The 25624-nt window shown below is 64.2% G+C and carries 24 protein-coding genes; 4 read left to right on the forward strand and 20 right to left on the reverse strand.

Annotation, left to right across the window (positions count from 1 at the left end):
• Window positions 1–11: 11 nt before the first annotated feature.
• The 16 genes from atpG to rpmH form a co-directional block, all read right to left on the reverse strand.
• Complete coding sequence (gene atpG, locus PSEK12I1_RS0101710; RefSeq protein WP_007160119.1) at window positions 12–875, reverse strand: F0F1 ATP synthase subunit gamma; 864 nt, start codon at window positions 873–875, stop codon at window positions 12–14.
• A 48-nt stretch (window positions 876–923) separates the two neighbouring features.
• Window positions 924–2468 (reverse strand): F0F1 ATP synthase subunit alpha, encoded by a 1545-nt coding sequence (atpA, locus tag PSEK12I1_RS0101715; protein WP_007160120.1) that lies wholly within the window; start codon window positions 2466–2468, stop codon window positions 924–926.
• 18 nt (window positions 2469–2486) lie between these two features.
• Window positions 2487–3023, reverse strand: coding sequence for a F0F1 ATP synthase subunit delta (locus PSEK12I1_RS0101720; RefSeq protein WP_027598717.1), 537 nt, complete (start codon window positions 3021–3023; stop codon window positions 2487–2489).
• A 12-nt stretch (window positions 3024–3035) separates the two neighbouring features.
• Window positions 3036–3506, reverse strand: a complete 471-nt coding sequence (locus tag PSEK12I1_RS0101725; RefSeq protein WP_007160122.1) for a F0F1 ATP synthase subunit B — start codon at window positions 3504–3506, stop codon at window positions 3036–3038.
• 55 nt (window positions 3507–3561) lie between these two features.
• The gene (gene atpE, locus PSEK12I1_RS0101730; protein ID WP_003097235.1) at window positions 3562–3819 is read right to left on the reverse strand and encodes a F0F1 ATP synthase subunit C; all 258 of its coding nucleotides are present in this window, start codon (window positions 3817–3819) and stop codon (window positions 3562–3564) included.
• 139 nt (window positions 3820–3958) lie between these two features.
• Window positions 3959–4822, reverse strand: coding sequence for a F0F1 ATP synthase subunit A (gene atpB, locus PSEK12I1_RS0101735; RefSeq protein ID WP_007160124.1), 864 nt, complete (start codon window positions 4820–4822; stop codon window positions 3959–3961).
• Between the two features lie 16 nt (window positions 4823–4838).
• A complete protein-coding gene (locus tag PSEK12I1_RS0101740; RefSeq protein ID WP_037006585.1) occupies window positions 4839–5243 on the reverse strand; it encodes a F0F1 ATP synthase subunit I in 405 nt (134 codons plus the stop codon).
• A gap of 146 nt (window positions 5244–5389) precedes the next feature.
• On the reverse strand, window positions 5390–6262 hold the full coding sequence (locus PSEK12I1_RS0101745) for a ParB/RepB/Spo0J family partition protein (protein ID WP_027600502.1): 873 nt from the start codon (window positions 6260–6262) through the stop codon (window positions 5390–5392).
• Window positions 6263–6271: 9 nt separating this feature from the next.
• Window positions 6272–7066, reverse strand: a complete 795-nt coding sequence (locus tag PSEK12I1_RS0101750; protein ID WP_027600503.1) for a ParA family protein — start codon at window positions 7064–7066, stop codon at window positions 6272–6274.
• Between the two features lie 8 nt (window positions 7067–7074).
• Window positions 7075–7719 carry a 16S rRNA (guanine(527)-N(7))-methyltransferase RsmG gene (rsmG, locus tag PSEK12I1_RS0101755; protein WP_027600504.1) on the reverse strand — a complete coding sequence of 215 codons (645 nt, stop codon included), beginning with the start codon at window positions 7717–7719 and terminating at the stop codon, window positions 7075–7077.
• Window positions 7719–9611: a tRNA uridine-5-carboxymethylaminomethyl(34) synthesis enzyme MnmG gene (mnmG, locus tag PSEK12I1_RS0101760; RefSeq protein ID WP_027600505.1), complete on the reverse strand. Its 1893-nt coding sequence runs from the start codon at window positions 9609–9611 to the stop codon at window positions 7719–7721. Before mnmG ends, rsmG begins: the two co-directional genes overlap by 1 nt.
• 445 nt (window positions 9612–10056) lie before the next feature.
• A complete protein-coding gene (gene mnmE, locus PSEK12I1_RS0101765; protein WP_027598722.1) occupies window positions 10057–11418 on the reverse strand; it encodes a tRNA uridine-5-carboxymethylaminomethyl(34) synthesis GTPase MnmE in 1362 nt (453 codons plus the stop codon).
• Between the two features lie 63 nt (window positions 11419–11481).
• Window positions 11482–13197, reverse strand: coding sequence for a membrane protein insertase YidC (gene yidC / locus PSEK12I1_RS0101770; RefSeq protein ID WP_027598723.1), 1716 nt, complete (start codon window positions 13195–13197; stop codon window positions 11482–11484).
• A 2-nt stretch (window positions 13198–13199) separates the two neighbouring features.
• Complete coding sequence (gene yidD, locus PSEK12I1_RS24190; protein ID WP_007160132.1) at window positions 13200–13448, reverse strand: membrane protein insertion efficiency factor YidD; 249 nt, start codon at window positions 13446–13448, stop codon at window positions 13200–13202.
• Window positions 13441–13842 carry a ribonuclease P protein component gene (gene rnpA, locus PSEK12I1_RS0101775; RefSeq protein ID WP_007160133.1) on the reverse strand — a complete coding sequence of 134 codons (402 nt, stop codon included), beginning with the start codon at window positions 13840–13842 and terminating at the stop codon, window positions 13441–13443. Before rnpA ends, yidD begins: the two co-directional genes overlap by 8 nt.
• Before the next feature lie 12 nt (window positions 13843–13854).
• Window positions 13855–13989: a 50S ribosomal protein L34 gene (gene rpmH, locus PSEK12I1_RS0101780; protein WP_007160134.1), complete on the reverse strand. Its 135-nt coding sequence runs from the start codon at window positions 13987–13989 to the stop codon at window positions 13855–13857.
• Window positions 13990–14515: 526 nt separating this feature from the next.
• Between rpmH and dnaA the strand changes: the two genes are divergently transcribed.
• From dnaA to gyrB, 4 genes are read left to right on the forward strand one after another with little or no spacing between them, the layout of a single operon-like run.
• Window positions 14516–15985 carry a chromosomal replication initiator protein DnaA gene (dnaA, locus tag PSEK12I1_RS0101785; protein ID WP_007160135.1) on the forward strand — a complete coding sequence of 490 codons (1470 nt, stop codon included), beginning with the start codon at window positions 14516–14518 and terminating at the stop codon, window positions 15983–15985.
• Window positions 15986–16013: 28 nt separating this feature from the next.
• On the forward strand, window positions 16014–17117 hold the full coding sequence (gene dnaN, locus PSEK12I1_RS0101790; protein ID WP_007160136.1) for a DNA polymerase III subunit beta: 1104 nt from the start codon (window positions 16014–16016) through the stop codon (window positions 17115–17117).
• Window positions 17118–17127: 10 nt separating this feature from the next.
• A complete protein-coding gene (gene recF, locus PSEK12I1_RS0101795) occupies window positions 17128–18237 on the forward strand; it encodes a DNA replication/repair protein RecF (protein WP_007160137.1) in 1110 nt (369 codons plus the stop codon).
• On the forward strand, window positions 18234–20654 hold the full coding sequence (gene gyrB, locus PSEK12I1_RS0101800; RefSeq protein ID WP_027598724.1) for a DNA topoisomerase (ATP-hydrolyzing) subunit B: 2421 nt from the start codon (window positions 18234–18236) through the stop codon (window positions 20652–20654). The genes recF and gyrB overlap by 4 nt, the downstream gene beginning before the upstream one ends.
• Window positions 20655–21043: 389 nt before the next feature.
• Here the strand turns inward: gyrB and PSEK12I1_RS0101805 are convergent, their stop codons facing one another.
• Genes PSEK12I1_RS0101805 through glyQ form a run of 4 tightly spaced genes read right to left on the reverse strand, consistent with a single transcriptional unit; the run spans window position 21044 to window position 25355 of the window.
• Window positions 21044–21787 (reverse strand): 1-acyl-sn-glycerol-3-phosphate acyltransferase, encoded by a 744-nt coding sequence (locus PSEK12I1_RS0101805; protein ID WP_027598725.1) that lies wholly within the window; start codon window positions 21785–21787, stop codon window positions 21044–21046.
• Window positions 21787–22329, reverse strand: a complete 543-nt coding sequence (gene gmhB / locus PSEK12I1_RS0101810; protein WP_027600506.1) for a D-glycero-beta-D-manno-heptose 1,7-bisphosphate 7-phosphatase — start codon at window positions 22327–22329, stop codon at window positions 21787–21789. The genes PSEK12I1_RS0101805 and gmhB overlap by 1 nt, the downstream gene beginning before the upstream one ends.
• A 3-nt stretch (window positions 22330–22332) precedes the next feature.
• Window positions 22333–24390, reverse strand: coding sequence for a glycine--tRNA ligase subunit beta (gene glyS, locus PSEK12I1_RS0101815; RefSeq protein ID WP_027598727.1), 2058 nt, complete (start codon window positions 24388–24390; stop codon window positions 22333–22335).
• Complete coding sequence (glyQ, locus tag PSEK12I1_RS0101820) at window positions 24390–25355, reverse strand: glycine--tRNA ligase subunit alpha (protein WP_027598728.1); 966 nt, start codon at window positions 25353–25355, stop codon at window positions 24390–24392. The genes glyS and glyQ overlap by 1 nt, the downstream gene beginning before the upstream one ends.
• Window positions 25356–25624: the final 269 nt, after the last annotated feature.

Below are 25624 nucleotides of genomic sequence, written 5' to 3' on the forward strand. Positions count from 1 at the left end.
TAAGCTGTCCGTCAGACCGCGGCGGCGCCGCCGACGATTTCCGAAATTTCTTGGGTGATCGCAGCCTGGCGAGCCTTGTTGTAGACCAGCTGCAGCTCCTTGATGAGATCGCCGGCGTTGTCGGTGGCGTTCTTCATCGCGATCATCCGCGCGGCCTGTTCGCTGGCAGCGTTCTCGACCACGGCCTGGTACACCTGGGATTCCACGTAGCGCACCAGCAGACCGTCGAGCAGGGTCTTGGCGTCGGGCTCGTAGAGGTAGTCCCAATGCTTGCCTTGCAGCTCACCGCCCTCGGCCGGTACCAGGGGCACCAGCTGCTGGATGGTCGGCTTCTGGGTCATGGTGTTGACGAAGACGTTGGACACCACGTACAGACGGTCGATACGGCCGTTCAGGTAGGCATCCAGCATCACCTTGATGCTGCCGATCAGATCGCCGATCGCCGGGGCTTCGCCGAGGTGGCTGATGGCCGCGACCACGTTGCCGCCGAAGCTGCGGAAGAAGGAGGCACCCTTGGCCCCGATCACCGCCAGATCGATTTCCACACCCTTGCCGCGCTGGTCGCTCATGTCGCGGACCAGAGCCTTGAACAGGTTGGTGTTCAGACCACCGGCCAGACCCCGATCGGAGCTGACCACGATGTAACCGACGCGCTTGACCTCGCGTTCCACCATGAAGGCATGGCGGTACTCGGGGTTGGCGTTGGCCAGGTGGCCGATCACAGCGCGGATGCGCTCGGCATAAGGCTTGCTGGCAGCCATGCGGGCCTGAGCCTTACGCATCTTGCTGACCGCAACCTTTTCCATGGCGCTGGTGATCTTCTGTGTGCTTTTGATGCTCGCGATCTTGCCGCGAATCTCTTTTGCGCCTGCCATGTGACACCTATCGGGTTGGCAAACGGGGGCTGGCGCCCCCGTCGCGGCTTACCAGGTTTGCGTGGCCTTGAACTTCTCGATTCCCGCCTTGATGCCGGCGTCGATCTCGTCGTTGAAGTCGCCCTTCACGTTGATCTTGGCCATCAGGTCGGCGTGATCGCGGTTGAAGTAGGCGATCAGGGCCTGCTCGAAGCTACCGATCTTGTCCAGGGACACATCGCTCAGGAAACCACGCTCGGCGGCGTACAGGCTCAGGGACATCTCAGCGATGGACATGGGCGCGTACTGCTTCTGCTTCATCAGCTCGGTGACGCGCTGACCATGCTCGAGCTGCTTGCGGGTGGCTTCGTCCAGGTCCGAGGCGAACTGGGCGAAGGCCGCCAGTTCACGGTACTGGGCCAGCGCGGTACGGATACCGCCGGACAGCTTCTTGATGATCTTGGTCTGGGCCGCACCACCCACACGGGATACCGAGACACCGGCGTTGACCGCCGGGCGGATGCCCGAGTTGAACAGGCCGGCTTCCAGGAAGATCTGGCCGTCGGTGATGGAGATCACGTTGGTCGGAACGAAGGCGGACACGTCGCCGGCCTGGGTCTCGATGATCGGCAGTGCGGTCAGCGAGCCGGTCTTACCGGTCACGGCGCCGTTGGTGAACTTCTCGACGTAGTCGGCGGAGACGCGGGAGGCGCGCTCGAGCAGACGGCTGTGGAGATAGAACACGTCGCCGGGATAGGCTTCACGGCCCGGCGGACGACGCAGCAGCAGGGAGATCTGGCGATAGGCCACGGCCTGCTTGGACAGATCGTCATAGACGATCAGGGCGTCTTCACCGCGGTCGCGGAAGTATTCGCCCATGGTGCAACCCGAGTAGGGTGCCAGGAACTGCAGGGCCGCCGATTCGGACGCACTGGCTGCCACCACGATGGTGTTGTGCAGAGCGCCGTTCTCTTCCAGCTTGCGCACCACGTTGGCGATGGTCGACTGCTTCTGACCAATGGCGACGTAGACGCAGCGGATGCCGCTGTTCTTCTGGTTGATGATGGCATCGATCGCCATGGCGGTCTTGCCGATCTGACGGTCACCGATGATCAGCTCGCGCTGACCGCGGCCTACCGGGATCATGGCATCGACGGCCTTGTAGCCGGTCTGCACCGGCTGGTCGACCGACTGACGCCAGATCACGCCCGGTGCGACCTTCTCGACGGCGTCGGTGGCGCTGGCGTTCAGCGGACCCTTGCCATCGATGGGGTTGCCCAGGGCGTCGACGACGCGACCCAGCAGTTCCGGACCAACCGGGACTTCCAGGATGCGGCCGGTGCACTTGGCGCTCATGCCTTCGGCCAGACCCAGGTAGCTACCCAGGACCACGGCGCCGACGGAGTCCTGCTCCAGGTTCAGCGCCATGCCGTAGATGCCGCCGGGGAATTCGATCATTTCGCCGTACATGACGTCGGCCAGACCGAAGATCCGCACGATACCGTCGGACACGCTGACGATGGTGCCTTCATTGCGGGCTTGCGAGGTCACGTCGAGTTTCTCGATGCGACCCTTGATGATTTCACTAATTTCGGAAGGATTGAGTTGCTGCATGCTACTGCCCCTTCAAACTCAAGGTTTCAACGCTTCGGCCAGTTGCGCGAGCTTGCCGCGAACGGAGCCATCGATTACCAAGTCGCCGGCGCGGATTACCACACCACCGATCAGGCTCGCATCCTCGGATGCATTTAGTCGCACTTGTCGACCTAGCCTTGCGCTGAGAGCCTTGGCGAGTTTGTCTTGCTGTTCGTCGCTCAAGGCGAAAGCACTGGTGACTTCCGCCTCAATGGATTTTTCCTGCTCGGCCTTGTACGCCTCGTAGATCTCGGCGATGGCCGGGAACAGGTCGATCCGGTCGTTTTCTGCCACGGTCCGAACGAAGTTCTGGGACTGTGCATCCAGCTGATCGCCACATACGTCGATGAGCAATCCGGCCTTGGCGTCCGCAGTCAACTGCGGCTGCTGAAGCAGCTGGCGCACGGTCCCATCTTGGGATACCGCGGCGAGCAGCCCTAGCGCGGCCGACCATTGGGTCAACTGCTGCTGGGACTGTGCGAACTCGAAAGCCGCCTTGGCATAGGGCCGGGCCAGCGTGTTCAGTTCTGCCATTGGTGGCCTCGCTTAGATTTCCGCTGCCAGTCGGTCGACCAACTGGGCATGAGCATTGGCATCAACGGTCGATCCGAGGATCTTCTCGGCGCCGGCCACGGCCAGCACGCCGACGCGAGCACGCAGAGCGTCCTTCGCGGTGTTGATTTCCTGCTCGATTTCCGCCTGAGCCTGCGCCTTGATCCGGTCGCCTTCGGCACGGGCCTTGGCCTGTGCGTCCTCGACGATCTGAGCGGCACGCTTGTTGGCTTGCTCGATGATCTCGGCTGCCTGGCCCTTGGCTTCGTTCACTTTCTGGTTGGCTTGCTGCTGTGCCACTTCCAGATCACGAGCCGCGCGGTTGGCAGCGTCAAGGCCATCGGCAATCTTCTTCTCACGCTCACGCAGCGCCGAGATGATCGGCGGCCACACGTACTTCATGCAGAAGAGCACGAAGATGAAGAAGGCAACGGACTGGCCTATCAGGGTTGCATTAATGTTCACGCCAACACCTCGCTCGTTCGTTGTCCATCAGTCCTGCCTACACCCGCGAGGGTGATCAGCCGGCGATCTGACCAACGAAGGGGTTAGCGAAGGTGAAGAACAGGGCGATACCAACACCGATCATGGTCACGGCGTCGAGCAGACCGGCGACGATGAACATCTTGACTTGCAGCATCGGAACCATTTCCGGCTGACGAGCGGCGCCTTCCAGGAACTTGCCACCCAGCAGACCGAAGCCAATGGCGGTACCCAGAGCGCCCAGGCCAATCAGCAGAGCAACGGCGATCGCGGTCAAACCAACTACAGTTTCCATCTTTCCTCCCGACTTTTTTAGTCGTCTTGGTTAAGGTTGAAGCGAAAAAGTTTTCCCAAGTTACCCGGCGGACAGGGCCCGCCGGGACTCACGGCAGAACCGCCTCCGGACGCCGTCAGCAGCGCCCGGGGGCCATTCCTTAGTGACTTTCTTCGTGCGCCATCGACAGGTAGACGATGGTCAGCATCATGAAGATGAAGGCCTGCAGGGTGATGATGAGGATGTGGAACACCGCCCACGCCCACTGCAGCACGATACCCAGACCGCCCAGTGCCAGACCGTTGGCGAACATGATGGCGATCAGGATGAAGATCAGCTCGCCCGCATACATGTTGCCGAACAGTCGCAGTGCCAGCGAGATCGGCTTGGCGATCAGGGTGACGAATTCGAGCAGGAAGTTGATCGGAATCAGGATGATCTGCAGCAGCGGGTTCTTGCTGCTGAACGGGTGCAGGGTCAGCTCGCCGAAGAAGCCGCCGAGACCCTTCATCTTGATGCTGTAGAAGATGATCAGGCCGAACACCGACAGAGCCATGCCCAGCGTGGCGTTCGGGTCGGTGGTGGGCACCACGCGGAAGTAGGTGTGCTCACCGAACAGCATGCCGGCCACGGACGGCAGCCAGTCCACCGGCACCAGGTCCATCAGGTTCATCAGGAAGATCCAGACGAAGATGGTCAGGGCCAGGGGCGCGATCAGGGCGTTCTTGCCATGGAAGGTGTCACGGACGCTGCCGTCGACGAATTCCACCAGCACTTCGACGAAGTTCTGCAGGCCGCCGGGCTGACCGCTGGTGGCCTTCTTGGCGATGCTGCGGAACAGCACCAGGAAGATCAGGCCGAGAGCGACCGACCAGCCGAGGGTGTCCACGTGGAAGGCCCAGAAGCCCATTTCCTTAGCTTCAGCGGGGGTGTGGGCGAAGCTCCAGCCGTTCACCGGATGCATACCATAGGTCAGGTTCTGCAGGTGGTGCTGGATGTAGCCCGAAGCGGAGTCTGCTGCCATGTGTGCCTCGAATGCCTTAAGGTCTAGTCGGTTTTTTCAGTAGCAGGGGCGCGCCGGCATTGACCATCAGCGTCAACAGGTAGACGCCGAACAGTGCAGGAGCCGAAAGCGGTTTTACCCCGGCAAACGTCAGTGCAAAGAGCACTGCCGTGAGAATCAGTTTGCCCGCCTCGCCCGAGTAGAAAGAACGGACGATGTCTCGGGCGGCATGGGCGCCGCGATAGCGGAACGCCTTGAACGAAAAATACAGATTGGGCAGCCAGGCAATCAGCCCGCCCAACAATCCGGAATAACCGGCGACCTTACCGACGAAGCAAGACAAGACAACGGCGGCACACGACGCGACAGCCAGTTGGACGAGCAGCAGGCGAAAGGCAGGCTGGTGATGGAAGGGCAGGCGTTTGGGCGTGCGGCGGTCCATCGGCTCGAAGTCCTCTGGTGTCGGCATAATAGTTGTTTTCACTGGCATGCTTTGTGCCGACAAAAAGCGGGCAAAGTATAGGGGCGCGTCTGGAGTGGTTCAAGCCACCCCGGACAGATTGCCGCCCAGCCTTGCAGGCATTTGTGTCAGCGAATGTGCGCCAGTACGCCTTGAAGTTCGTCCAAAGAGGTGTAACGGATCACCAGTTGACCCTTGCCTTTCTCGCCATGGCGGATCTGCACGTTGGCGCCCAAACGTTCGGCCAGACGCTGCTCCAGCCGGCTGATGTCAGGATCCACCGCAGGCGCCTTCTCGACCGGCTCCGCGCCGCTAAGCCACTGGCGCACCAGGGCTTCGGTCTGGCGGACGGTGAGCCCCCGTGCGACAACGTGCCGCGCCCCTTCGGCCTGGCGGGCCTTGGGCAGGCCGAGCAAGGCGCGGGCATGGCCCATCTCCAGCTCGCCCCTGGCCAGCAGGTCCTTGGCGTCTTCGGCCAGGGCCAGCAGGCGCAGCAGGTTGGTCACGCCCGAGCGCGACTTGCCGACGGCTTCGGCCACCTGGGCCTGGGTCAGCTCGAATTCGTCCTGCAACCGCTGCAGGGCCATGGCCTCTTCCAGCGGATTGAGGTTCTGCCGCTGGATGTTCTCGATCAGCGCCAGGGCGATGGCCACCTGGTCGGGCACATCGCGCACCAGCGCGGGGATGCGGTCCAGGCCGGCCTGCTGGCTGGCGCGCCAGCGGCGTTCACCGGCGATGATCTCGTAACGGCCTTCGCCGATGGCACGCACCACGATGGGCTGCATCAGCCCCTGGACGCGAATGGAGTTGGCCAGCTCTTCCAGAGCGGTCGGATCCATGTGCCGGCGCGGCTGGTACTTGCCGCGCTGGATGATGTCCACCGGCAGCGATTGCAGTTCGCTGACCGGGGTGGCGGCGGCCTGCTCCTGCAGGACCTTGACGCTGGCACCGCCGAGCAGGGCGTCGAGACCGCGGCCCAGACCTCGTTTCTTCACAGCCATGGGGATTCCTTAGGCAGTCTTGGCGACGCGAGCCGCCTTGCGCTGACGTTTGACCAGCTCGCTGGCCAGCTCCAGATAGGCCGCGGCCCCCTTGGAGCTCTTGTCGTAGACCAGCGCGGGCATGCCGTAGCTCGGGGCTTCGGCCAGGCGGACGTTGCGCGGAATGATGGTTTCGTAGAGCTCGTCGCCGAAGTGCTGCTTGAGCTGGGCGGCGACGTCGTTGGCCAGGCCGATGCGCGGATCGAACATGGTGCGCAGCAGCCCTTCGATCTTCAGCTGCGGATTCAGCCGCTGGGCGATGTGCTGGATGCTGCCGATCAGATCGGTCAGGCCTTCCAGGGCGAAGTATTCGCACTGCATGGGAATGATCACGCCATCGGCGGCCACCAGCCCGTTGATGGTCAGCATGGACAGCGACGGCGGGCAGTCGATGAGCACGTAGTCGTAGTTGTCCCGCACCGGGGCCAGGGCATCGCGCAGGCGGCTCTCGCGCCCGCTCATCTCCAGCAGCTCGACTTCCGCGGCGGTGACGTCGCGGTTCGAGGGCAGCAGCTGGTAGCCGCCGTGCTCGGAAAAGTGCATGGCGTCGAGCAGGCCGCAGGCGCCGGTGAGGACGTCCAGCACCGAATGCTCCAGGGAATGCTTGTCCACCCCGCTGCCCATGGTGGCGTTACCCTGGGGATCGAGGTCGATCAGCAGCACCTTGCGCCGGTTGGTGGCGGCCAGAGAAGCGGCGAGATTGATGCACGTCGTGGTCTTGCCCACCCCGCCCTTCTGGTTGGCTATCGCGTAAACCTTGGCCATGTACCGCCTTACCCCTCTCCGTTCGTGCGGCGCAGTATCAGCAAGTGCCGCTGGCCTTGGCAACCGGGAACCGCGAGGACGTGCGCCGCCGCAACCCGGAAATCCGCTGGTAGCTTGGCCAGCTCGTCGTCGGGGTGTAGCCCCTTCATCGCCAGCCACTGTGTTTGGTTGTCGCCCAGGTGGCGTGTCCAGTTGGCGAAGTCGTCGATGGCGCTGAACGCCCGCGAGACGATGCCGGTGAAGGGCGCGGCGGGCTGATAGGCCTCGACGCGGGCATGCACCACCTCGAGATTGGTCAGGCCCAGCTCGATCCTGGCCTGGGTCAGGAAGCGCGTCTTCTTGCCGTTGCTGTCGAGCAGGGTGAAGCGCGACTCCGGAAAGAGGATCGCCAGGGGAATGCCCGGCATGCCGCCGCCGCTGCCCACGTCCAGCCAGTGCCCGGCGCCCACGTGGGGGACGATGCTGAGGCTGTCCAGCAGGTGCCGCGAGACCATCTCGTTGGGATCGCGCACCGCGGTGAGGTTGTAGGCCTTGTTCCACTTGACCAGCAGGTCCAGGTAGCCCAGCAGGCGCTCTTCCACGGCGACGGGCAGCGCCACGCCGAGCGTCTCGGCGCCCTGGCGCAGTTCGTTGGCTTGAATCGCGCTGGCCATCAGGCGCTGTGCTCCAGGCTGCGACCGGCGCTGCGCTTCTTCAGGTGGATCAGCAGCAGCGAGACCGCCGCCGGGGTGACCCCGGGAATGCGCGAGGCCTGACCGAGGGTTTCGGGGCGGGCCTGGGCCAGCTTGTGCTGAATCTCCTTGGACAGGCCGGAGATGCTGGCGTAGTCCAGCTCGGCGGGCAGCGCCACGGCGTCGCTGGCGCGCAGCCGCTGGATCTCGTCCTGCTGGCGATCGATGTAGCCGGCGTACTTGGTCTTGATCTCGATCTGCTCGGCGACTTGGGTCTCGGCCGGCGTTTCGCCCACCGCGGCCATCAGGCCGGCGTAGTCGATCTCCGGGCGGGCCAGCAGATTCTGCAGGTTGTATTCGTGGTTGAGCGGGGTGCCGAAGCGTTCGGCCACCGCCGTGCCCTGGGGCGTGCCCGGACGGATCCAGGTCGCCTTGAGGCGCTGCTCTTCCAGGGCGATGCCCTCGCGCTTGGCTTCGAACAGCGCCCAGCGCTGATCGTCCACCAGGCCCAGCTCGCGACCCTTCTCGGTCAGGCGCAGGTCGGCGTTGTCTTCGCGCAGGATCAGCCGGTATTCGGCGCGCGAGGTAAACATCCGATAGGGCTCCTGGGTGCCCAGGGTGATGAGGTCGTCCACCAGCACGCCGAGGTAGGCCTCGTCGCGGCGCGGACACCAGGCCTCGCGGCCCTGGGCGCGCAACGCGGCGTTGGCACCGGCGAGCAGCCCCTGGGCGCCGGCTTCTTCGTAGCCGGTGGTGCCATTGATCTGGCCGGCAAAGAACAGGCCGGCGATGACCTTGGTTTCCAGGCTGTACTTGAGATCCCGCGGATCGAAGAAGTCGTATTCGATGGCGTAGCCGGGTCGCAGGATGTGGGCGTTCTCCATGCCGCGCATGGAGCGCACCACCTCGAGCTGCACATCGAAGGGCAGCGAGGTGGAGATGCCGTTGGGATAGAGCTCGTGGGTGGTCAGACCCTCGGGCTCGAGAAAGACCTGATGGCTGTCCTTGTCGGCGAAGCGGTGGATCTTGTCTTCGATGGACGGACAGTAGCGCGGCCCTACTCCTTCGATCACGCCGGAGTACATGGGCGAACGATCCAGGTTGGCGCGGATGATGTCGTGGGTGCGGGCGTTGGTGTGGGTGATCCAGCAGCTGACCTGCGCCGGATGCTGCTCGCGATTGCCGAGAAAGGACATCACCGGCAAGGGGGTATCGCCGGGCTGCTCGGTCATCACCGAGAAGTCCACCGAGCGGCCGTCGATGCGCGGCGGCGTGCCGGTCTTCAGTCGCGATACCCGCAGCGGCAGTTCACGCAGGCGCTGGGCCAGGGCGATGGCCGGCGGGTCCCCGGCTCGTCCACCGCTGTGGTTCTGCAGACCGATGTGGATAAGACCACCGAGGAAGGTCCCGGCAGTGAGCACCACGTTGTCGGCATGGAATTTCAGGCCCATCTGGGTGATCACGCCGGCGACGCGATCGCCTTCGACGATGAGGTCGTCGCAGGCCTGCTGGAATATCCACAGGTTCGGCTGATTTTCCAGCGTGTAGCGGATGGCCGCCTTGTACAGCACGCGATCAGCCTGGGCGCGAGTAGCGCGCACGGCAGGTCCCTTGCGGCTGTTGAGAATGCGGAACTGGATGCCGGCGAGATCCGTGGCCGCGGCCATGGCGCCGCCCAGGGCATCGATCTCCTTGACCAGATGGCTCTTGCCGATGCCGCCGATGGCGGGGTTGCAGCTCATCTGGCCGAGAGTTTCCACATTATGCGTGAGCAGCAGGGTGCGCACACCCATGCGAGCGGCCGCCAGGGCCGCTTCGGTACCGGCATGGCCGCCGCCGATCACGATGACGTCGAAACGGGAAGGAAAGTCCACCACGCACCTCGTGCCTGTTGGCAGGAATTCAAAGGAAAGCCGGCAAGTATAAGGCCTGGACGTCGCTTGCAGAAGGGGGCTCTGGCCAAAAAATGATCAGCCGGCCTGGCAGACACCCAATATAAACAATAGGGAAGAAAGTTTTAAAAGGACTGATATAGAGCTTATGTATATGCAGGCCCTTCGCTGTGGATAAGCCTATGCAGCCCCCGTCAGCGCTGGGCTGGGGAAAACCTGAACCCCGTGTACGTCTTGTGCTGTGGATGAATACAAGCTCTCAGCATCCTGTGGACCCTTTGCCCGCTTATCCACAACGCCAGTCATGGACAGTTCGTGCACCGATTTATGGGCAGACCTCAGGCAGGGTTATCAACAGGGCTCTGGAAAGGGGAGATGAGGACAGCCAAGGCCTGCGTTGCACAGGCCGGGAACGGCGGGCGGGAGGCTATTTGCCGATGCAGAAGCTGGAGAAGATGCGCCCGAGCAGGTCGTCGGAGCTGAAGGCGCCGGTGATCTCGCCAAGCACCTGCTGGGCCTGGCGCAGGTCTTCGGCCAGCAGCTCGCCGGAGCCGGCCAGGGTGAGTTGGCGATAGCCGTGGTCCAGGGCGCTGGCGGCCCGCTGCAGGGCATCCAGATGGCGGCGGCGGGCGCTGAAGCCGCCTTCGGTGGTCTGTTCGAAGCCCATGCAGGCCTTGAGATGCTCGCGCAGGGCTTCGATACCGGCGCCATCGGTGGCGCTGAGACTGATCTCGACCGGCTCGGTCGCCAGCAGCCCGGTGGGCTCACCGGTGAGGTCGGCCTTGTTGCGGATCACCGTCAGCTTGTCCAGCGGCGGCCGGGTGCTCAGCAGTTCCGGCCAGAGCGCCTGGGGATCCCGGGCTTCCGGAGCGCTGGCGTCCACCACCAGCAGCACCCTGTCGGCGCCGGCAATGGCATCCAGGGCGCGCTGGACCCCGATCTGCTCGACCCGGTCGCTGGTGTCACGCAAGCCGGCGGTATCGACCACATGCAGCGGCATGCCATCAATGTGGATATGTTCGCGCAGGACATCCCGGGTGGTGCCGGCGATGTCGGTGACGATGGCGGCCTCACGCCCGGCCAGGGCGTTGAGCAGGCTGGACTTGCCGGCATTGGGGCGACCGGCGATCACCACGGTCATGCCGTCGCGCAGCAGGGCGCCGCGGTTGGCTTCGCGCTGGACCTGGTGCAGTTCGGCCTGGACGCCCTCCAGCAGGCCCTGGACCCGGCCATCGGCGAGGAAGTCGATCTCTTCCTCGGGAAAGTCGATGGCCGCCTCGACATAGATGCGCAGGCGGATCAGCTGTTCGACCAGGCTCTCCACCCGGCGCGAGAATTCGCCCTGCAGCGAACGCAGGGCATTACGCGCCGCCTGTTCGGTGCTCGCCTCGATGAGGTCGGCGATGGCTTCGGCCTGGGCCAGGTCGAGCTTGTCGTTGAGAAAGGCGCGTTCGCTGAATTCACCCGGGCGGGCCAGGCGCGCGCCTTCTTCCAGGGTGCGGCGCAGCAGCAGATCGAGGATCACCGGGCCGCCATGGCCCTGCAGCTCCAGCACATCTTCGCCGGTGAAGGAGTTGGGACCGGGAAAGAACAGCGCGATGCCGGCGTCCAGCACGCTGCCGTCGGCGGCTAGGAAGTTGCCGTAGTGGGCATGCCGGGGCGGCAGCTCGCGGCCGCAGATCGCCCGCGCCAGCGGGGCGGCCAGGGGACCGGAGACGCGGACGATGCCGACCCCGCCACGCCCGGTGGCGGTGGCGATGGCGGCGATACTGTCGGAAGGCAGGGACATGACGATCCTCCAGAAAGCACGACGCCCCAATCAAGGGGCGTCGTGTGGACAGAATGAGCGGGGTCAGGCCTTCTTGCTGGCCGCCTCGATCTTCCGGGTAATGTACCACTGCTGCAGGATCGACAGGCAGTTGTTGACGATCCAGTACAGCACCAGACCGGCCGGGAACCACAGGAAGAAGAAGGTGAAGATGATCGGCATCATCTTCATGACCTTGGCCTGCATGGGATCCGGCGGTGCGGGGTTCAGCATCTGCTGCACCAGCATGGTACCGCCCATGATGATCGGCAGGATGAAGAAGGGATCCTTGGCCGACAGGTCGGTGATCCAGAACATCCAGGGCGACTGGCGCATCTCGACGCTTTCCAGCAGCACCCAGTACAGCGCCAGGAACACCGGCATCTGCACCACGATGGGCAGGCAGCCACCCAGGGGATTGATCTTCTCCTTGCGGTACAGCTCCATCATCGCCTGGGACATCTTCTGGCGATCGTCGCCATACTGTTCCTTCAGCGCCTGCAGTCGCGGGCCGACGGCACGCATGCGCGCCATGGAACGGTAGCTGGCGGCGGACAGCGGGAAGAACAGCATCTTGATGATGATGGTCAGGACGATGATCGACCAGCCCCAGTTACCCAGGATGCTGTGGATATGCTGCAGCAGCCAGAAGATCGGCTGGGCGATGAACCACAGGAAGCCGTAGTCGACCGTCAGTTCCAGGCCGTGGGACAGGGTCTTGAGGTGCTCCTGGATCTTCGGACCGGCATAGAGGGTCAGCGAGGTCTCGCCCTTGCCACCCGCCGGCACGCTGAACTGCGGACCGGTGAAGCCGACGATGTAGTTGCCCTGGGCATCCTTGCGGGTGGTGATCTGGTGCTGCTCATCCTTGTTCGGCACCCAGGCGGTGACGAAGTAGTGCTGCAGCCAACCCACCCAGCCGCCCTGCACGGATTCCTGCAGGCGGTTCTTGTCCATGTCGCTCATGGACACCTTGCGATAGGGCTCGGCCGGGGTGCCGACCGCGGCGCCCAGGTAGGTGGACACGCCGGTGGCGGTGGTGGCCGAGGGATCGCCGCTCTTGTCACGCTTGAGCTGGGCGTAGAGCACGCCGTTCCAGGCGTTGGCGCTGTGGTTGTCGATCAGGTAGCTGACCTGGATCTGGTACGCGTCCGGATTGATGCAGGTGATCTTCTTCTGCGCCTTCTCGGCGTCCGAACAATCGACCTTCAGGCCCCGGTGGAAGGTGAATCTCTTGGTGTAGTCCACGCCATTGGCCTGGTACTTGAGATCCACCACCAGTTGCGGCTGGCCATCGGCGAGCACGTAGCTGGACTGCGCCGAGGTGTACAGCGGACGACCGGCGCTGTTGGCGTCGGGTCCGTTGGCACCGGTCAGGCCGCTCTGGGCCAGATAGAGACGCTCGTTGCCGTTGTCGAACAGCATGAAGGGAACGTCGGGGTGGTCCTGGCGACGGGGATACTGCACCAGTCCGAGCTGGACGATGTCACCACCGCGCGGATCGATGGCCAGATCCAGGACGTCGGTACGCACCTTGATGAGCGCGGTGCTCGGTTGGGCGGCCGAGTTGTCCACTGGCGCCGCGGCCTTGGCATCGGCCGGTACGTCGGTGGGCACGTTGGGGGTATCGCCCGGCAGGACGCTGGTCTGCGTCTTGGCCGTGGGCAGATCGGCCTGGCCGTAATCCTTGTTCCACTGGAAAACCAGGGTGTAGGACACGATCGCCAAGGCGGCAATGAGTAGCGGGCGCTTGATATCCATGTTTACTCGGCCATCGAAGAGGTCGGGGCTGGGTTCTTTGCGGGAGGAACGGGATCATATCCGCCTGAGTGCCAGGGATGGCACCGGCACAGTCGCCGTGTGGTCAGCCAGCCACCACGCAGCAGCCCGTGGCGCTCGATGGCTTCGAGGGCGTAACCGGAACAGGTCGGATAGAAACGACAGTGACTGGCCATCATGGGGCTGATGGCGTAACGGTAGAAGCGAATCAGCAGCAGGGCCGGTTTACGCATGAGCACCGTCGGGACTGTCGATTGGGTGGGCAACGGTCTTGCTCGCCTGGCGATTGAGACGTTTCCACAGTTGCAGCAGCTGATCGTGCAATTCGGGATTGTCGACTTCGCCAAGTCCCTTGCGGGCGACGAAGACCAGATCGAAGCTGCCCAGGCGGTCCTGATTCAGACGGAAGGAATCCCGGATGACCCGCTTGATGCGATTGCGCTCGACAGAAAGCTTGACGCTCTTCTTGCCGATGACCAGCCCGAGGCGGGAATGGTCGAGCCCATTGGCATGGGCGAGCAGCAGCAGGTGCTTGCCGGATGCCTTGTGGGTGGGAGAGTCAAAGACCGCTTGGAACTGTTGGGAGCTCAGTAAGCGCCTGTCCCGACCGAAACCCTGACTCACCACCTGACCGGGCAATCAGATCGCCAGACGCTTGCGGCCTTTGGCACGGCGACGGGACAGAACCTGACGGCCGTTCTTGGTTGCCATACGAGCACGGAAACCGTGGACACGGGCGCGCTTCAGGGTGCTGGGTTGGAAGGTGCGTTTCATGGACTTTTACCTAGGTGAAAGCGGCAAGGCATGAGTGCCCCGCGCAAAGAGACCGGCGATTCTAGAGAAAGCCTCGGTACAGGTCAATTTCCAACCAGCACCGGCTGACAGGAGACCAGGCAAATAAAATCAACAGGTCAGAAGGTTTTAAAAGACTGTTGAAGTGAATATGTATGGTGCAGCGGATTTCTGTGGATAGATCGTGCCAGGCCGGACGGAATCTGGCCTGAGCGGGGACGGAAAGTCTGTTTTCAACAGGTGCAGTTCGGGTGCTCTGCCTGCTGAGAGGCTGTGGATAAGCAAGGCTGTTACGCACAGCTGGATTATCCACAGTGAAAAGCCCCGGGATGTCCAGAGAGGTCAGACGGCGTTATCCACAGAGCTGACGGTCGTGCGTCCGCCCGTTGCCTTCGTGACGGCTATCTGTTGGGAAACTGCGCGGTCATGTGGATAACCCGGGTGGGGAGGGATACAATGGGCGTTTGCTCATGGCCCGTCCGGGCCGCTCCAGTTCTTGGGAGACGCTGTGTCGGTCGAACTCTGGCAACGTTGCGTGGATGTGCTGCGCGACGAGCTGCCTTCGCAACAATTCAATACCTGGATCCGGCCACTGCAGGTGGAAGCGGAAGGGGATGAGCTGCGGGTGTTCGCGCCCAATCGCTTCGTGCTCGACTGGGTCAACGAGAAGTACCTGAGCCGCATCCTCGAATTGCTCGAGGAACATGCCGACGACGGCATCGCCCCGGTGCTGTCCCTGTTGATCGGCAGCAAGCGCAGCAACAAGCCGCGTCCGGCGCAGACGCCAAGCAGCCAGAGCACCCCGCTGCCTCCTCCGGTGCAGGCTCCGCAGCCGATCCAATCGGACATCGTCACCGCGGGCGTCGCCCTGGAAGACGTGACCGCGGAACTGGCCGAGGCCGACGAGCCGGCGGTCAAGACCGAACGCACCGTGCAGGTGGAGGGTGCGCTCAAGCACACCAGCTACCTGAATCGCACCTTCACCTTCGAGAACTTCGTCGAGGGCAAGTCCAACCAGCTGGCCCGCGCCGCGGCCTGGCAGGTGGCGGACAATCCCAAGCACGGGTACAACCCGCTCTTCCTTTATGGGGGCGTGGGTCTGGGTAAGACCCACCTGATGCACGCGGTGGGCAACCACCTGCTCAAGCGCAATCCGAACGCCAAGATCGTCTATCTGCATTCGGAGCGCTTCGTCGCCGACATGGTCAAGGCGCTGCAGCTCAACGCCATCAACGAATTCAAGCGCTTCTACCGCTCGGTGGACGCGCTGCTGATCGACGACATCCAGTTCTTCGCCCGCAAGGAGCGTTCGCAGGAAGAGTTTTTCCACACCTTCAATGCCCTGCTCGAAGGTGGACAACAGGTGATCCTCACCAGCGACCGCTATCCCAAGGAGATCGACGGCCTGGAAGAGCGGCTCAAGTCGCGCTTCGGCTGGGGTCTCACCGTGGCGGTGGAGCCGCCGGAGCTGGAAACGCGGGTGGCGATCCTGATGAAGAAGGCCGACCAGGCCAAGGTCGACCTGCCCCACGACGCCGCCTTCTTTATTGCCCAGCGCATCCGCTCCAACGTGCGGGAACTGGAAGGCGCGCTCAAGCGGGTAATCGCCCATGCCCACTTCATGGGCCGCGACATCACCATCGAGCTGATCCGCGAATCGCTCAAGGATCTCCTGGCACTGCAGGACAAGCTGGTCAGCATCGACAACATCCAGCGCACCGCGGCCGAGTACTACAAGATCAAGATCGCCGATCTGCTGTCCAAACGCCGCTCGCGTTCGGTCGCCCGGCCGCGGCAGGTCGCCATGGCGCTGTCCAAGGAGCTGACCAACCACAGCCTGCCGGAAATCGGCGACGCCTTTGGCGGACGCGATCACACGACGGTGTTGCACGCCTGTCGCAAGATCGCCGAACTTCGGGAATCCGACGCGGATATCCGCGAGGATTACAAGAACCTGCTGCGTACCCTGACGACCTGACGGACGCGGCCCTGGCAAGGACCTGACCATGCATTTCACCATTCAACGCGAAGCCCTGTTGAAACCGCTGCAGCTGGTGGCCGGTGTCGTGGAACGTCGGCAAACGCTGCCGGTGCTGTCCAACGTACTCCTGGTCGTGGAAGGCCAGCGGCTGTCGCTGACCGGTACCGACCTGGAAGTCGAGCTGGTTGGCCGGGTCGATCTGGAAGAAGCCGCCGAAGCCGGCGAAATCACCGTGCCGGCGCGCAAGCTGATGGATATCTGCAAGAGCCTGCAGCCCGATGCGCTGATCGACATCCGCACCGAGGAGCAGAAGCTGCTGATCCGTGCCGGACGCAGCCGTTTCACCCTGTCCACCCTGCCGGCCAACGACTTCCCCACCGTGGAGGAAGGTCCGGGTTCGCTGAAGTTCAGCATTCCCCAAGGCCGCCTGCGCCGTCTGATCGAGCGCACCGGCTTCGCCATGGCCCAGCAGGACGTGCGCTACTACCTCAACGGCATGCTGCTCGAAGCCAGCACCGGGCGCCTGCGCGCCGTGGCCACCGATGGTCACCGCCTGGCCATGTGCATGCTGGAAGCCGACGTCGACCAGGCCGAGAAGCACCAGGTCATCGTGCCGCGCAAGGGCATCCTGGAACTGTCGCGCCTGCTCACCGAGCCGGAAGAGCCGGTCAACGTGGTGCTGGGCCAGCACCATATCCGCGCCACCACCGGGGACTTCACCTTTACCTCCAAGCTGGTGGACGGCAAGTTCCCCGACTACGAGCGCGTCCTGCCGCGGCATGGCGACAAGCTGGTATTGGGCGAACGTCAGCACCTGCGCGAGGCGTTCAGCCGCACCGCCATTCTCTCCAACGAGAAGTACCGCGGTATCCGCCTGCAGCTGGAAAACGGCTTCATGAAGATCCAGGCCAACAACCCGGAGCAGGAAGAGGCCGAGGAAGAACTGCAGGTCGATTACGACGGCGGCAGCCTGGAGATCGGCTTCAACGTCAGCTACCTGCTCGACGTGCTCGGCGTGATGACCACCGACCAGGTGCGCATCACCCTGTCCGATTCCAGCAGCAGTGCGCTGTTGCAGGAGGCGGGCAACGACGATTCCTCCTATGTCGTGATGCCGATGCGCCTCTGATCGCCGCTCGATGACGCTGATCCGCTTCAACGCCGACCGCCTGCGCAATCTGCAGGCGGTCGCGCTTCAGCCCTCGCCCCGGGTCAACCTGCTGCACGGCGCCAACGGCAGCGGCAAGACCAGCCTGCTGGAAGCCATCCACCTGCTGGGCCTCGCCCGCTCCTTTCGCAGCACCAAGCTGGCGCCGGTCATCCAGCACGAGCAGGCCAGCTGCACGGTGTTCGGCCAGGTGCGGCTGCCCGGGGGCCAGGATTGCAACCTGGGCATCCAGCGCGAGCGCGGCGGCGACTATCAGATCCGCATCAATGGCGAGAATGCCCGCAGTGCGGCGCAGCTGGCCGAGGTGCTGCCGCTGCAGCTGATCAACCCTGACGGCTTCCGGCTGCTCGAAGGCAGTCCCAAGATCAGACGGCAGTTTCTCGACTGGGGCGTGTTCCACGAGGAACAGCGTTTTCTGCCCCTATGGCAACGCCTGCAAAAGGCGCTCAGGCAGCGAAATCACTGGCTCAGACGTGGTAAAATCGACCCTGCGGCGCAGGCCGCCTGGGATCAGGAACTGGCCCTGGCCAGTGCCGAGATCGATGGCTTTCGCCAGGCCTACATCCAGCGCCTGAAACCGGAATTCACCGCAGTGCTGGCCGAGCTGATCCAGCTCGACGGCCTGACCCTGAGTTACTACCGCGGCTGGGACCGCGAGCGCGATCTGCGCGAGGTGCTGGCGGACAGCCTGCCGCGGGATCTGCAGCTGGGGCATACCCAGGCCGGTCCCCAACGCGCCGACCTGCGGATCCGCATCGGCAATCACAACGCGGCGGACATCCTGTCGCGCGGCCAGCAGAAGCTGGTGGTGTGCGCACTGCGCATCGCCCAGGGGCGGCTGGTCAACCAGGTCAAGCGGGGCCAGTGCGTCTATCTCATCGACGACCTGCCCTCGGAACTGGACGAGGGACACCGGCTGGCCTTGTGCCGGCTGCTGGAGGCACTGGAGTGCCAAGTCTTCATCACCTGTGTCGAGCGCGAGACGCTACAGGCCGCCTGGCGGCCGGAGACAGAGGTCAGCGTGTTCCACGTGGAACACGGCCATATCAAGCAGACCCACACTAGCGGGAGCCAAGCATGAGCGAGACCAATACCTACGACTCTTCCAGCATCAAGGTGCTGAAGGGACTGGATGCCGTGCGCAAGCGCCCCGGCATGTACATCGGCGACACCGATGACGGCACCGGCCTGCACCACATGGTCTTCGAGGTGGTGGACAACTCCATCGACGAGGCCCTGGCCGGCTTCTGCAGCGAGATCAGCATCACCATCCACATGGACGAATCCATCACCGTGCGCGACAACGGTCGCGGCATCCCGGTGGATATCCACAAGGAAGAAGGCGTTTCCGCGGCCGAGGTCATCATGACCGTGCTGCACGCCGGCGGTAAGTTCGACGACAACACCTACAAGGTGTCCGGCGGCCTGCACGGCGTGGGCGTCTCGGTGGTGAACGCCCTGTCCGAGGAGCTGCGGCTGACCATTCGCCGCGCCGGCCAGGTGTGGGAGCAGGTCTATGTGCATGGCGTGCCCCAGGCACCGCTGGCGGTGATCGGCGAGACCGACACCACCGGTACCCAGGTGCACTTCAAGCCGTCCGCCGAGACCTTCAGCAACATCCAGTTCAGCTGGGACATCCTGGCCAAGCGGATTCGCGAGCTGTCCTTCCTCAACTCCGGCGTCGGCATCGTCCTGCGCGACGAGCGCAGCGGCAAGGAAGAGCTGTTCAAGTACGAAGGCGGCCTGCGTGCCTTCGTCGACTACCTCAACACCAACAAGACCGCGGTGAACGAGGTGTTCCATTTCCAGGTGCAGCGCGACGACGATGGCGTCGGCGTGGAAGTGGCCCTGCAGTGGAACGACAGCTTCAACGAGAACATTCTCTGCTTCACCAACAACATTCCCCAGCGCGATGGCGGTACCCACCTGGCGGGCTTCCGCTCGGCACTGACGCGCAACCTGAACAACTACATCGAGGCCGAGGGCCTGGCCAAGAAGTTCAAGGTGGCCACCACCGGTGACGACGCCCGCGAAGGCCTGACCGCCATCATCTCGGTCAAGGTGCCGGATCCCAAGTTCTCCTCCCAGACCAAGGACAAGCTGGTCTCCTCCGAGGTGAAGACCGCTGTGGAGCAGGAGATGGGCAAGTACTTCTCCGACTTCCTGCTGGAGAATCCCAACGAGGCCAAGGCGGTGGTCGGCAAGATGATCGACGCGGCCCGGGCCCGGGAAGCGGCGCGCAAGGCGCGGGAGATGACCCGCCGCAAGGGCGCTCTGGACATCGCCGGTCTGCCCGGCAAGCTGGCGGACTGCCAGGAAAAGGACCCGGCGCTGTCCGAACTCTACATCGTGGAGGGTGACTCCGCCGGTGGTTCGGCCAAGCAGGGCCGCAACCGGCGCACCCAGGCGATCCTGCCGCTCAAGGGCAAGATCCTCAACGTCGAGAAGGCCCGCTTCGACAAGATGCTCTCCTCCCAGGAGGTGGGCACCCTGATCACCGCGCTGGGCTGCGGTATCGGTCGCGAAGAGTTCAATATCGACAAGCTGCGCTACCACAACATCATCATCATGACCGATGCTGACGTCGACGGTTCGCACATCCGTACCCTGCTGCTGACCTTCTTCTTCCGCCAGATGCCGCTGTTGATCGAGCGGGGCTACATCTACATCGCTCAGCCGCCGCTGTACAAGGTGAAGCGTGGCAAGCAGGAGCAGTACATCAAGGACGACGAGGCGATGGAGGAATACCTGACCCAGACCGCCCTCGAGGAAGCCAGCCTGCACGTCAACGAGAACGCCCCGGGCCTGTCCGGCGTGGAACTCGAGAAGTTGGTGAACAGCTATCGCCAGGTGATGAAGACCTTCAAGCGCCTGTCGCGCCTCTATCCGGCCGACGTCAGCGAACACCTGCTGTACCTGCCCCGCGTGGGCGTGGAGCAGCTGGGTGATGAGGCGGCCATGCGCCAGTGGCTGGCCGGCCTGGAAACGCGCCTCAAGGCTGCCGAGCGCAATGGCACCACCTACACCCTGAGCCTGCGCGAAGACCGCGAGCGCAGCCTGTGGCTGCCGGAGGTCGAGACCCGTGCCCACGGCCTGTCCAGCTACGTCACTTTCAACCGGGATTTCTTCGGCAGCAACGACTACCGCCTGGTGACCGAGCTGGCCGCCCAGTTGGACAACCTGCTGGAGGAAGGCGCCTACGCCAAGCGCGGCGAACGCCGGCGCCCGGTCAGCACCTTCAAGGAAGCCTGGGAATGGCTGATGGTGGAGACCAGCAAGAGATTCAACATCCAGCGCTACAAGGGCCTGGGCGAGATGAATCCGGATCAGCTGTGGGAAACCACCATGGACCCGAACGTGCGTCGCATGCTGCAGGTGACCATCGAGGACGCCATCGCCGCCGATCAGATCTTCAACACCCTGATGGGCGATCAGGTGGAGCCGCGCCGCGACTTCATCGAGAGCAACGCCCTGGCCGTGTCGAACCTCGACGTCTGATCCCGCGGTTATGCACAAGCCCCGCCATGCGGGGCTTTTTTGTGGAAAACATTCTGCCTAGAGAGCCGCAGCGTTTCGTTCCCCGGGAGCGAACGCCGTTCATCTTATAGCCAGAGGTTTTGTGGATAGTTTTCCTCAGCCGCTTTTGATCACCACAGAAAATTTGCGTAAAGAGGCCGTGCCATGCGGCATAGAGACACAGGCTATAACGGATGATCCTGTGGATAAGCCTGGGAATAAGCTTGTCGGTACTTGTGGATGAAGACTCATCCGAGGTAGCGGGCCAAAATCCGCCCACACCAAAGGCTTGATCTGGCCTGTGGATAAGTCTGTGGGAAAAGGGCGGAAAAGGGGTGGAAACAGCCAGGCCTCGCGGCCTGGCGGTCAGGCTACGCAGCGCGGGCGGGACTGGCGTCGGGCTTGGTCGCCAGAGCCTGTTCGATGAAGGCGAAGCAGCGGGCATTGAGATCGACGATGGCGCGCGGATCCTGACCCTGGGGATGGAGCAGCGGACCGATGCTGACCTTGATGGTCCCCGGCGACTTGATCCAGGAGCGATTGGGCCAGTAGGCACCGGCGTCATGGGCGATGGGCAGGATGGGTACGTTCAGGCTGCAGGCCAGGGCGGCGCCACCGCGAGAGAACTTGCCCATCTGGCCGTGATCGATGCGGGTACCCTGGGGAAAGATCAGCACCCAGCAACCCTGGGCCAGGTAGCGACCGCCCTGCTCCGTCAGCTGCTGCAGGGCCAGCTTGCCGTTGTCACGGTCGATGGCGATCGGCTTGAGCAGCGAGAAGGCCCAGCCAAAGAAGGGGATCCGCAGCAATTCGCGCTTGATCACCTGGGAGGTGGGCTCGAACTGGGCGGACAGGAAAAAGGTTTCCCAGGTGCTCTGGTGGTTGGCCACGATCACGCAGGGCTGCGCCGGGACGTTTTCCAGGCCTTCGATCTCGTAGCGGATGCCGCAGATGACCTTGGCCAGCCAGACGGCGAAACCGGTCCAGGCCTTGACCACCAGCCGATAGCGGGCGCGATAGGCGAGGAAGGGCGCGATCAGCAGGCTGACGCAGGACCAGAGGATGCCGCTGGTTCCCAGCAGCACATAGAACAACAGGGTACGCAAGAGCCGCATCAGGGCGCTTCCTCGAGCAGGTGATCAGCCACCGCGGCCAGGTCGGCGAAGACCCGGGTGCCGGCTGGCAAAGGCTTGGCCAGGGTGCGTTCACCCTTGCCGGTCCGCACCAGACAGGGTGTGCAGCCAAGGGCCACGCCGGCTTCCAGATCGCGCAGGCTGTCGCCCACCACCGGCACGCCGCTCAGGTCGGCACGGCCATAGTGGTGGGCGATGGCGCGAAACAGGCCGGGCAGCGGCTTGCGGCAGTCGCAGCCCGCTTCCGGGCCATGGGGGCAGTGCAGGATCAGGTCGACCCGACCGCCCTCCTCCGCCAGCAGCCGCTGCAGTTTCTCGTGCATGGCCGTCAGGTCGTCTTCCGTGAAGTAGCCGCGGGCCAGGCCGGACTGGTTGGTGGCCACGGCCACCTGCCAACCGGCCCGGTTCAGGCGAGCGATGGCGGCGAGGCTGCCGGGCAGCGGTTGCCACTGCTCGGCGCTGCGCACGTAGTCATCGGAATCGACATTGATGACGCCATCGCGGTCCAGCACGATCAGCTTCATGCCCTAGCCCAGCACCGAGATGTCGGCGATGCCCAGGAACAGGCCACGCAGGTGGGCGAGCAGCGCATAGCGATTGGCGCGGACGCGCTCGTCCTCGGCGTTGACCAATACCTCGTCGAAGAAGGCATCCACCGGGGCGCGCAGGCTGGCCAGGCGCTCCAGGGCTTCGCGATAACGGCGAGCTTCGGCCAGGGGCGCGGCTTCCCGCTCGGCATCGGCGATGGCCGCGGCCAGGGTGCGCTCGGCGTCGGTCTCGAACAGGGCGGCATCGGCCTGGGTGGCGACCGTGCCCTCGAACTTGCCCAGCAGGTTGGAGACGCGCTTGTTGGCGGCGGCCAGGGCTTCGGCCTCGGGCAGGCGGCGGAAGGCCTGCACGGCCTGGACGCGCTGATCGAAGTCCAGCGCCGAAGCCGGGCGCAGGGCCCGCACGGCCAGGTAGGCGGCGGTGTCGACGCCTTCGTCCTCGTAGCGGGCACGCAGCCGGTCGAAGACGAAGTCCAGCACCTGCTCCTGCAGCCCCGCGGCCTTGACCCGCTCGCCGTAACCGGCGATGGCGAAGGCGACGGCGGCTGGCAGATCCAGCTCCAGGCCCTTCTCGATGAGGATGCGTAGCACCCCCAGGGCCTGACGGCGCAGGGCGAAGGGGTCCTTGCTGCCGGTGGGCAGCATGCCGATGCCGAAGATGCCGACCAAGGTGTCGAGCTTGTCGGCCAGGGCCACGGCGGCCCCGGTCAGGGTCTGCGGCAATTCGGCGCCGGCGCCGCGCGGCATGTACTGCTCGTTGAGCGCCAGGGCCACGTCGTCGGCTTCGCCGCCCTTTTTGGCGTAGTAGTAGCCGGCGATGCCCTGCATCTCGGGGAATTCGCCGACCATCTCGGTGGCCAGGTCGCACTTGGCGAGCACACCGGCGCGGTGGGCGCGCTCGGCATCACCGCCGATGCGTTCGGCGATAAAGGCGGCCAGGGCGGCGACGCGCTGGGCCTTGTCGTAGACGGTGCCGAGCTGGGCCTGGAAGACCACGTTCTTGAGGCGCTCGTTGAAGCTTTCCAGCGGCTGCTTCTGGTCCTGCTTGAAGAAGAATTCGGCATCGGTGAGACGGGGGCGGACCACCTTCTCGTTGCCGCTGACGATCTGCGCCGGATCCTTGCTCTCCAGATTGGCCACGGTGATGAAGCGCGGCAGGAGCTTGCCCTGGGCGTCCAGCAAGCAGAAGTACTTCTGGTTGTCCTGCATGGTGGTGATCAGGGCTTCCTGGGGCACCTCGAGGAAGCGTTCCTCGAAGGCGCAGACCAGCGGCACCGGCCATTCCACCAGGGCGGTCACCTCGTCCAGCAGCGCGGGCGGCACCACGGCACTGCCCTGCTCCGCCGCGGCCAGTTCGGCCACGCGGGATTCGATCAGCTGGCGGCGCTCGGCGAAGTCGGCCAGCACATGGGCGGCGCGCAGGTCGGCTGCATAGTGGGCCGGCGCGCTGATGCGCACGGCGTCGGGATGGTGGAAGCGATGGCCACGGGACTCACGGCCGGCCCGGCGGGTCAGGATCTCGCAGTCGATGACCTCGTCACCCAGCAGCATCACCAGCCACTGGGTCGGACGCACGAATTCCTCGCGGCGGGCGGCCCAGCGCATGCGCTTGGGAATCGGCAGCTCGGCCAGGGAGGCTTCGACGATGCCGGGCAGCAGGCTGGCCGCCGGTTGACCGGGAATGCTCTGGGAGAATCTCAGCTTGGGACCGCTGCGGTCGATGGCGCTGATGTCGACGCCACACTTGCGGGCGAAGCCCAGGGCCGCCTGGGTCGGCTGGCCATCGGCGCCAAAGGCGGCCTGGAGCGGCGGGCCGTCCAGGTTGACGCTACGCTCGGGCTGCTGGGTCTGCAGGGCTTCGACCAGCACCGCCAGACGGCGCGGCGCGGCATAGGCGCGGGCGCCGGCATAGCCGAGACCGGCCTGCTTGAGGCCCTTCTCGATGCCGGCGAGAAAGCTGTCGCCAAGGGTCTTGAGCGCCTTGGGTGGCAGTTCTTCGGTACCCAGTTCGACCAGGAAATCCAGAGTGGTGCTCATCATTCGCCCTCCTTGAGCAGCGCCTGGACATCGTCACGACCCAGGACCTCGTCACGCAGCGCGGGGCTGGCCAGCGGGAAGCCCAGCCGGGCCCGGGCCTTGAAGTAGCCCTGGGCGACGCTGCGCGCCAGGGTGCGCACGCGCAGGATGTAGCGCTGGCGCTCGGTCACCGAGATGGCCCGGCGGGCGTCCAGCAGGTTGAAGGTGTGGGAGGCCTTGAGCACCATCTCGTAGGTGGGCAGCGGCAGGTCCAGGGCGATCAGGCGATTGGCCTCGGACTCGTAGAAGTCGAACAGTTCGAACAGCTTGGGCACATTGGCGTGCTCGAAGTTGTAGGTGCTCTGCTCCACCTCGTTCTGGTGGAAGACGTCGCCGTAGGTCACGGTGCCGAAGGGGCCGTCGGCCCAGATCAGGTCATAGACCGAATCCACGCCCTGCAGGTACATGGCCAGGCGCTCCAGGCCATAGGTAATCTCGCCGGTCACCGGATAGCACTCGAGACCGCCGGCCTGCTGGAAGTAGGTGAACTGGGTGACTTCCATGCCGTTGAGCCAGACTTCCCAGCCCAGACCCCAGGCGCCCAGGGTGGGCGATTCCCAGTTGTCCTCGACGAAGCGCACGTCGTGCACCAGCGGATCCAGGCCGATGGCGGCCAGGGAGCCGAGGTAGAGCTCCTGGAAGTTGTCCGGGTTGGGCTTCAAGACCACCTGGAACTGGTAGTAGTGCTGCAGGCGATTGGGGTTCTCGCCGTAGCGGCCGTCGGTGGGGCGGCGGCTGGGCTGCACATAGGCGGCGTTCCAGGTCTCGGGACCGATGGCGCGCAGGAAGGTGGCGGTGTGGAAGGTACCGGCGCCGACTTCCATGTCATAGGGCTGGAGTACCACGCAGCCCTGCTCGGCCCAGTATTGCTGCAAGGCCAGGATCAAGTCTTGGAAGGTGCGCACGGTGGGCTTGGACTGGCTCACGAAAAATACCCGTTCGGCTGCGACGAAAAGCCGGGGAGTATAGCCGAAAGCCGGGAGGGACCGCATGGGCTCGTAGGGCTGCCCGGCGGTATTTGGCGGGGATGGCCGGCTGCGCGCTTTATCGCGGCCATGGGCCGCTCCTACAGATACGGGTTGGCCTGTAGGAGCGGCCCATGGCCGCGATAAAGGTAGCTGCTCCTACGGTAGCAGCGCCTGCGGCCTGTTAGAAACGTGCGTTCAGAGCATTCGCCATGCTACCCATTCCAGAG

It is taken from the genome of Pseudomonas sp. MOIL14HWK12:I1 (genome assembly GCF_000510705.1).
Classification (GTDB): domain Bacteria; phylum Pseudomonadota; class Gammaproteobacteria; order Pseudomonadales; family Pseudomonadaceae; genus Chryseomonas; species Chryseomonas oryzihabitans.

Excerpts from the sequence above, each read along its gene's own strand:
- PSEK12I1_RS0101740 (WP_037006585.1), bottom strand. The coding sequence starts at position 5,243 with ATGGACCGCCGCACGCCCAAACGCCTGCCCTTCCATCACCAGCCTGCC.
- recF (WP_007160137.1), top strand. The coding sequence starts at position 17,128 with ATGACGCTGATCCGCTTCAACGCCGACCGCCTGCGCAATCTGCAGGCG.
- gmhB (WP_027600506.1), bottom strand. The coding sequence starts at position 22,329 with ATGAAGCTGATCGTGCTGGACCGCGATGGCGTCATCAATGTCGATTCC.
- PSEK12I1_RS0101745 (WP_027600502.1), bottom strand. The coding sequence starts at position 6,262 with ATGGCTGTGAAGAAACGAGGTCTGGGCCGCGGTCTCGACGCCCTGCTC.
- gyrB (WP_027598724.1), top strand. The coding sequence starts at position 18,234 with ATGAGCGAGACCAATACCTACGACTCTTCCAGCATCAAGGTGCTGAAG.
- rpmH (WP_007160134.1), bottom strand. The coding sequence starts at position 13,989 with ATGAAACGCACCTTCCAACCCAGCACCCTGAAGCGCGCCCGTGTCCAC.
- atpB (WP_007160124.1), bottom strand. The coding sequence starts at position 4,822 with ATGGCAGCAGACTCCGCTTCGGGCTACATCCAGCACCACCTGCAGAAC.
- PSEK12I1_RS0101720 (WP_027598717.1), bottom strand. The coding sequence starts at position 3,023 with ATGGCAGAACTGAACACGCTGGCCCGGCCCTATGCCAAGGCGGCTTTC.
- yidD (WP_007160132.1), bottom strand. The coding sequence starts at position 13,448 with ATGCGTAAACCGGCCCTGCTGCTGATTCGCTTCTACCGTTACGCCATC.
- glyS (WP_027598727.1), bottom strand. The coding sequence starts at position 24,390 with ATGAGCACCACTCTGGATTTCCTGGTCGAACTGGGTACCGAAGAACTG.
- PSEK12I1_RS0101750 (WP_027600503.1), bottom strand. The coding sequence starts at position 7,066 with ATGGCCAAGGTTTACGCGATAGCCAACCAGAAGGGCGGGGTGGGCAAG.
- PSEK12I1_RS0101805 (WP_027598725.1), bottom strand. The coding sequence starts at position 21,787 with ATGCGGCTCTTGCGTACCCTGTTGTTCTATGTGCTGCTGGGAACCAGC.
- dnaN (WP_007160136.1), top strand. The coding sequence starts at position 16,014 with ATGCATTTCACCATTCAACGCGAAGCCCTGTTGAAACCGCTGCAGCTG.
- atpA (WP_007160120.1), bottom strand. The coding sequence starts at position 2,468 with ATGCAGCAACTCAATCCTTCCGAAATTAGTGAAATCATCAAGGGTCGC.
- mnmE (WP_027598722.1), bottom strand. The coding sequence starts at position 11,418 with ATGTCCCTGCCTTCCGACAGTATCGCCGCCATCGCCACCGCCACCGGG.
- atpG (WP_007160119.1), bottom strand. The coding sequence starts at position 875 with ATGGCAGGCGCAAAAGAGATTCGCGGCAAGATCGCGAGCATCAAAAGC.
- rsmG (WP_027600504.1), bottom strand. The coding sequence starts at position 7,719 with ATGGCCAGCGCGATTCAAGCCAACGAACTGCGCCAGGGCGCCGAGACG.
- yidC (WP_027598723.1), bottom strand. The coding sequence starts at position 13,197 with ATGGATATCAAGCGCCCGCTACTCATTGCCGCCTTGGCGATCGTGTCC.
- atpE (WP_003097235.1), bottom strand. The coding sequence starts at position 3,819 with ATGGAAACTGTAGTTGGTTTGACCGCGATCGCCGTTGCTCTGCTGATT.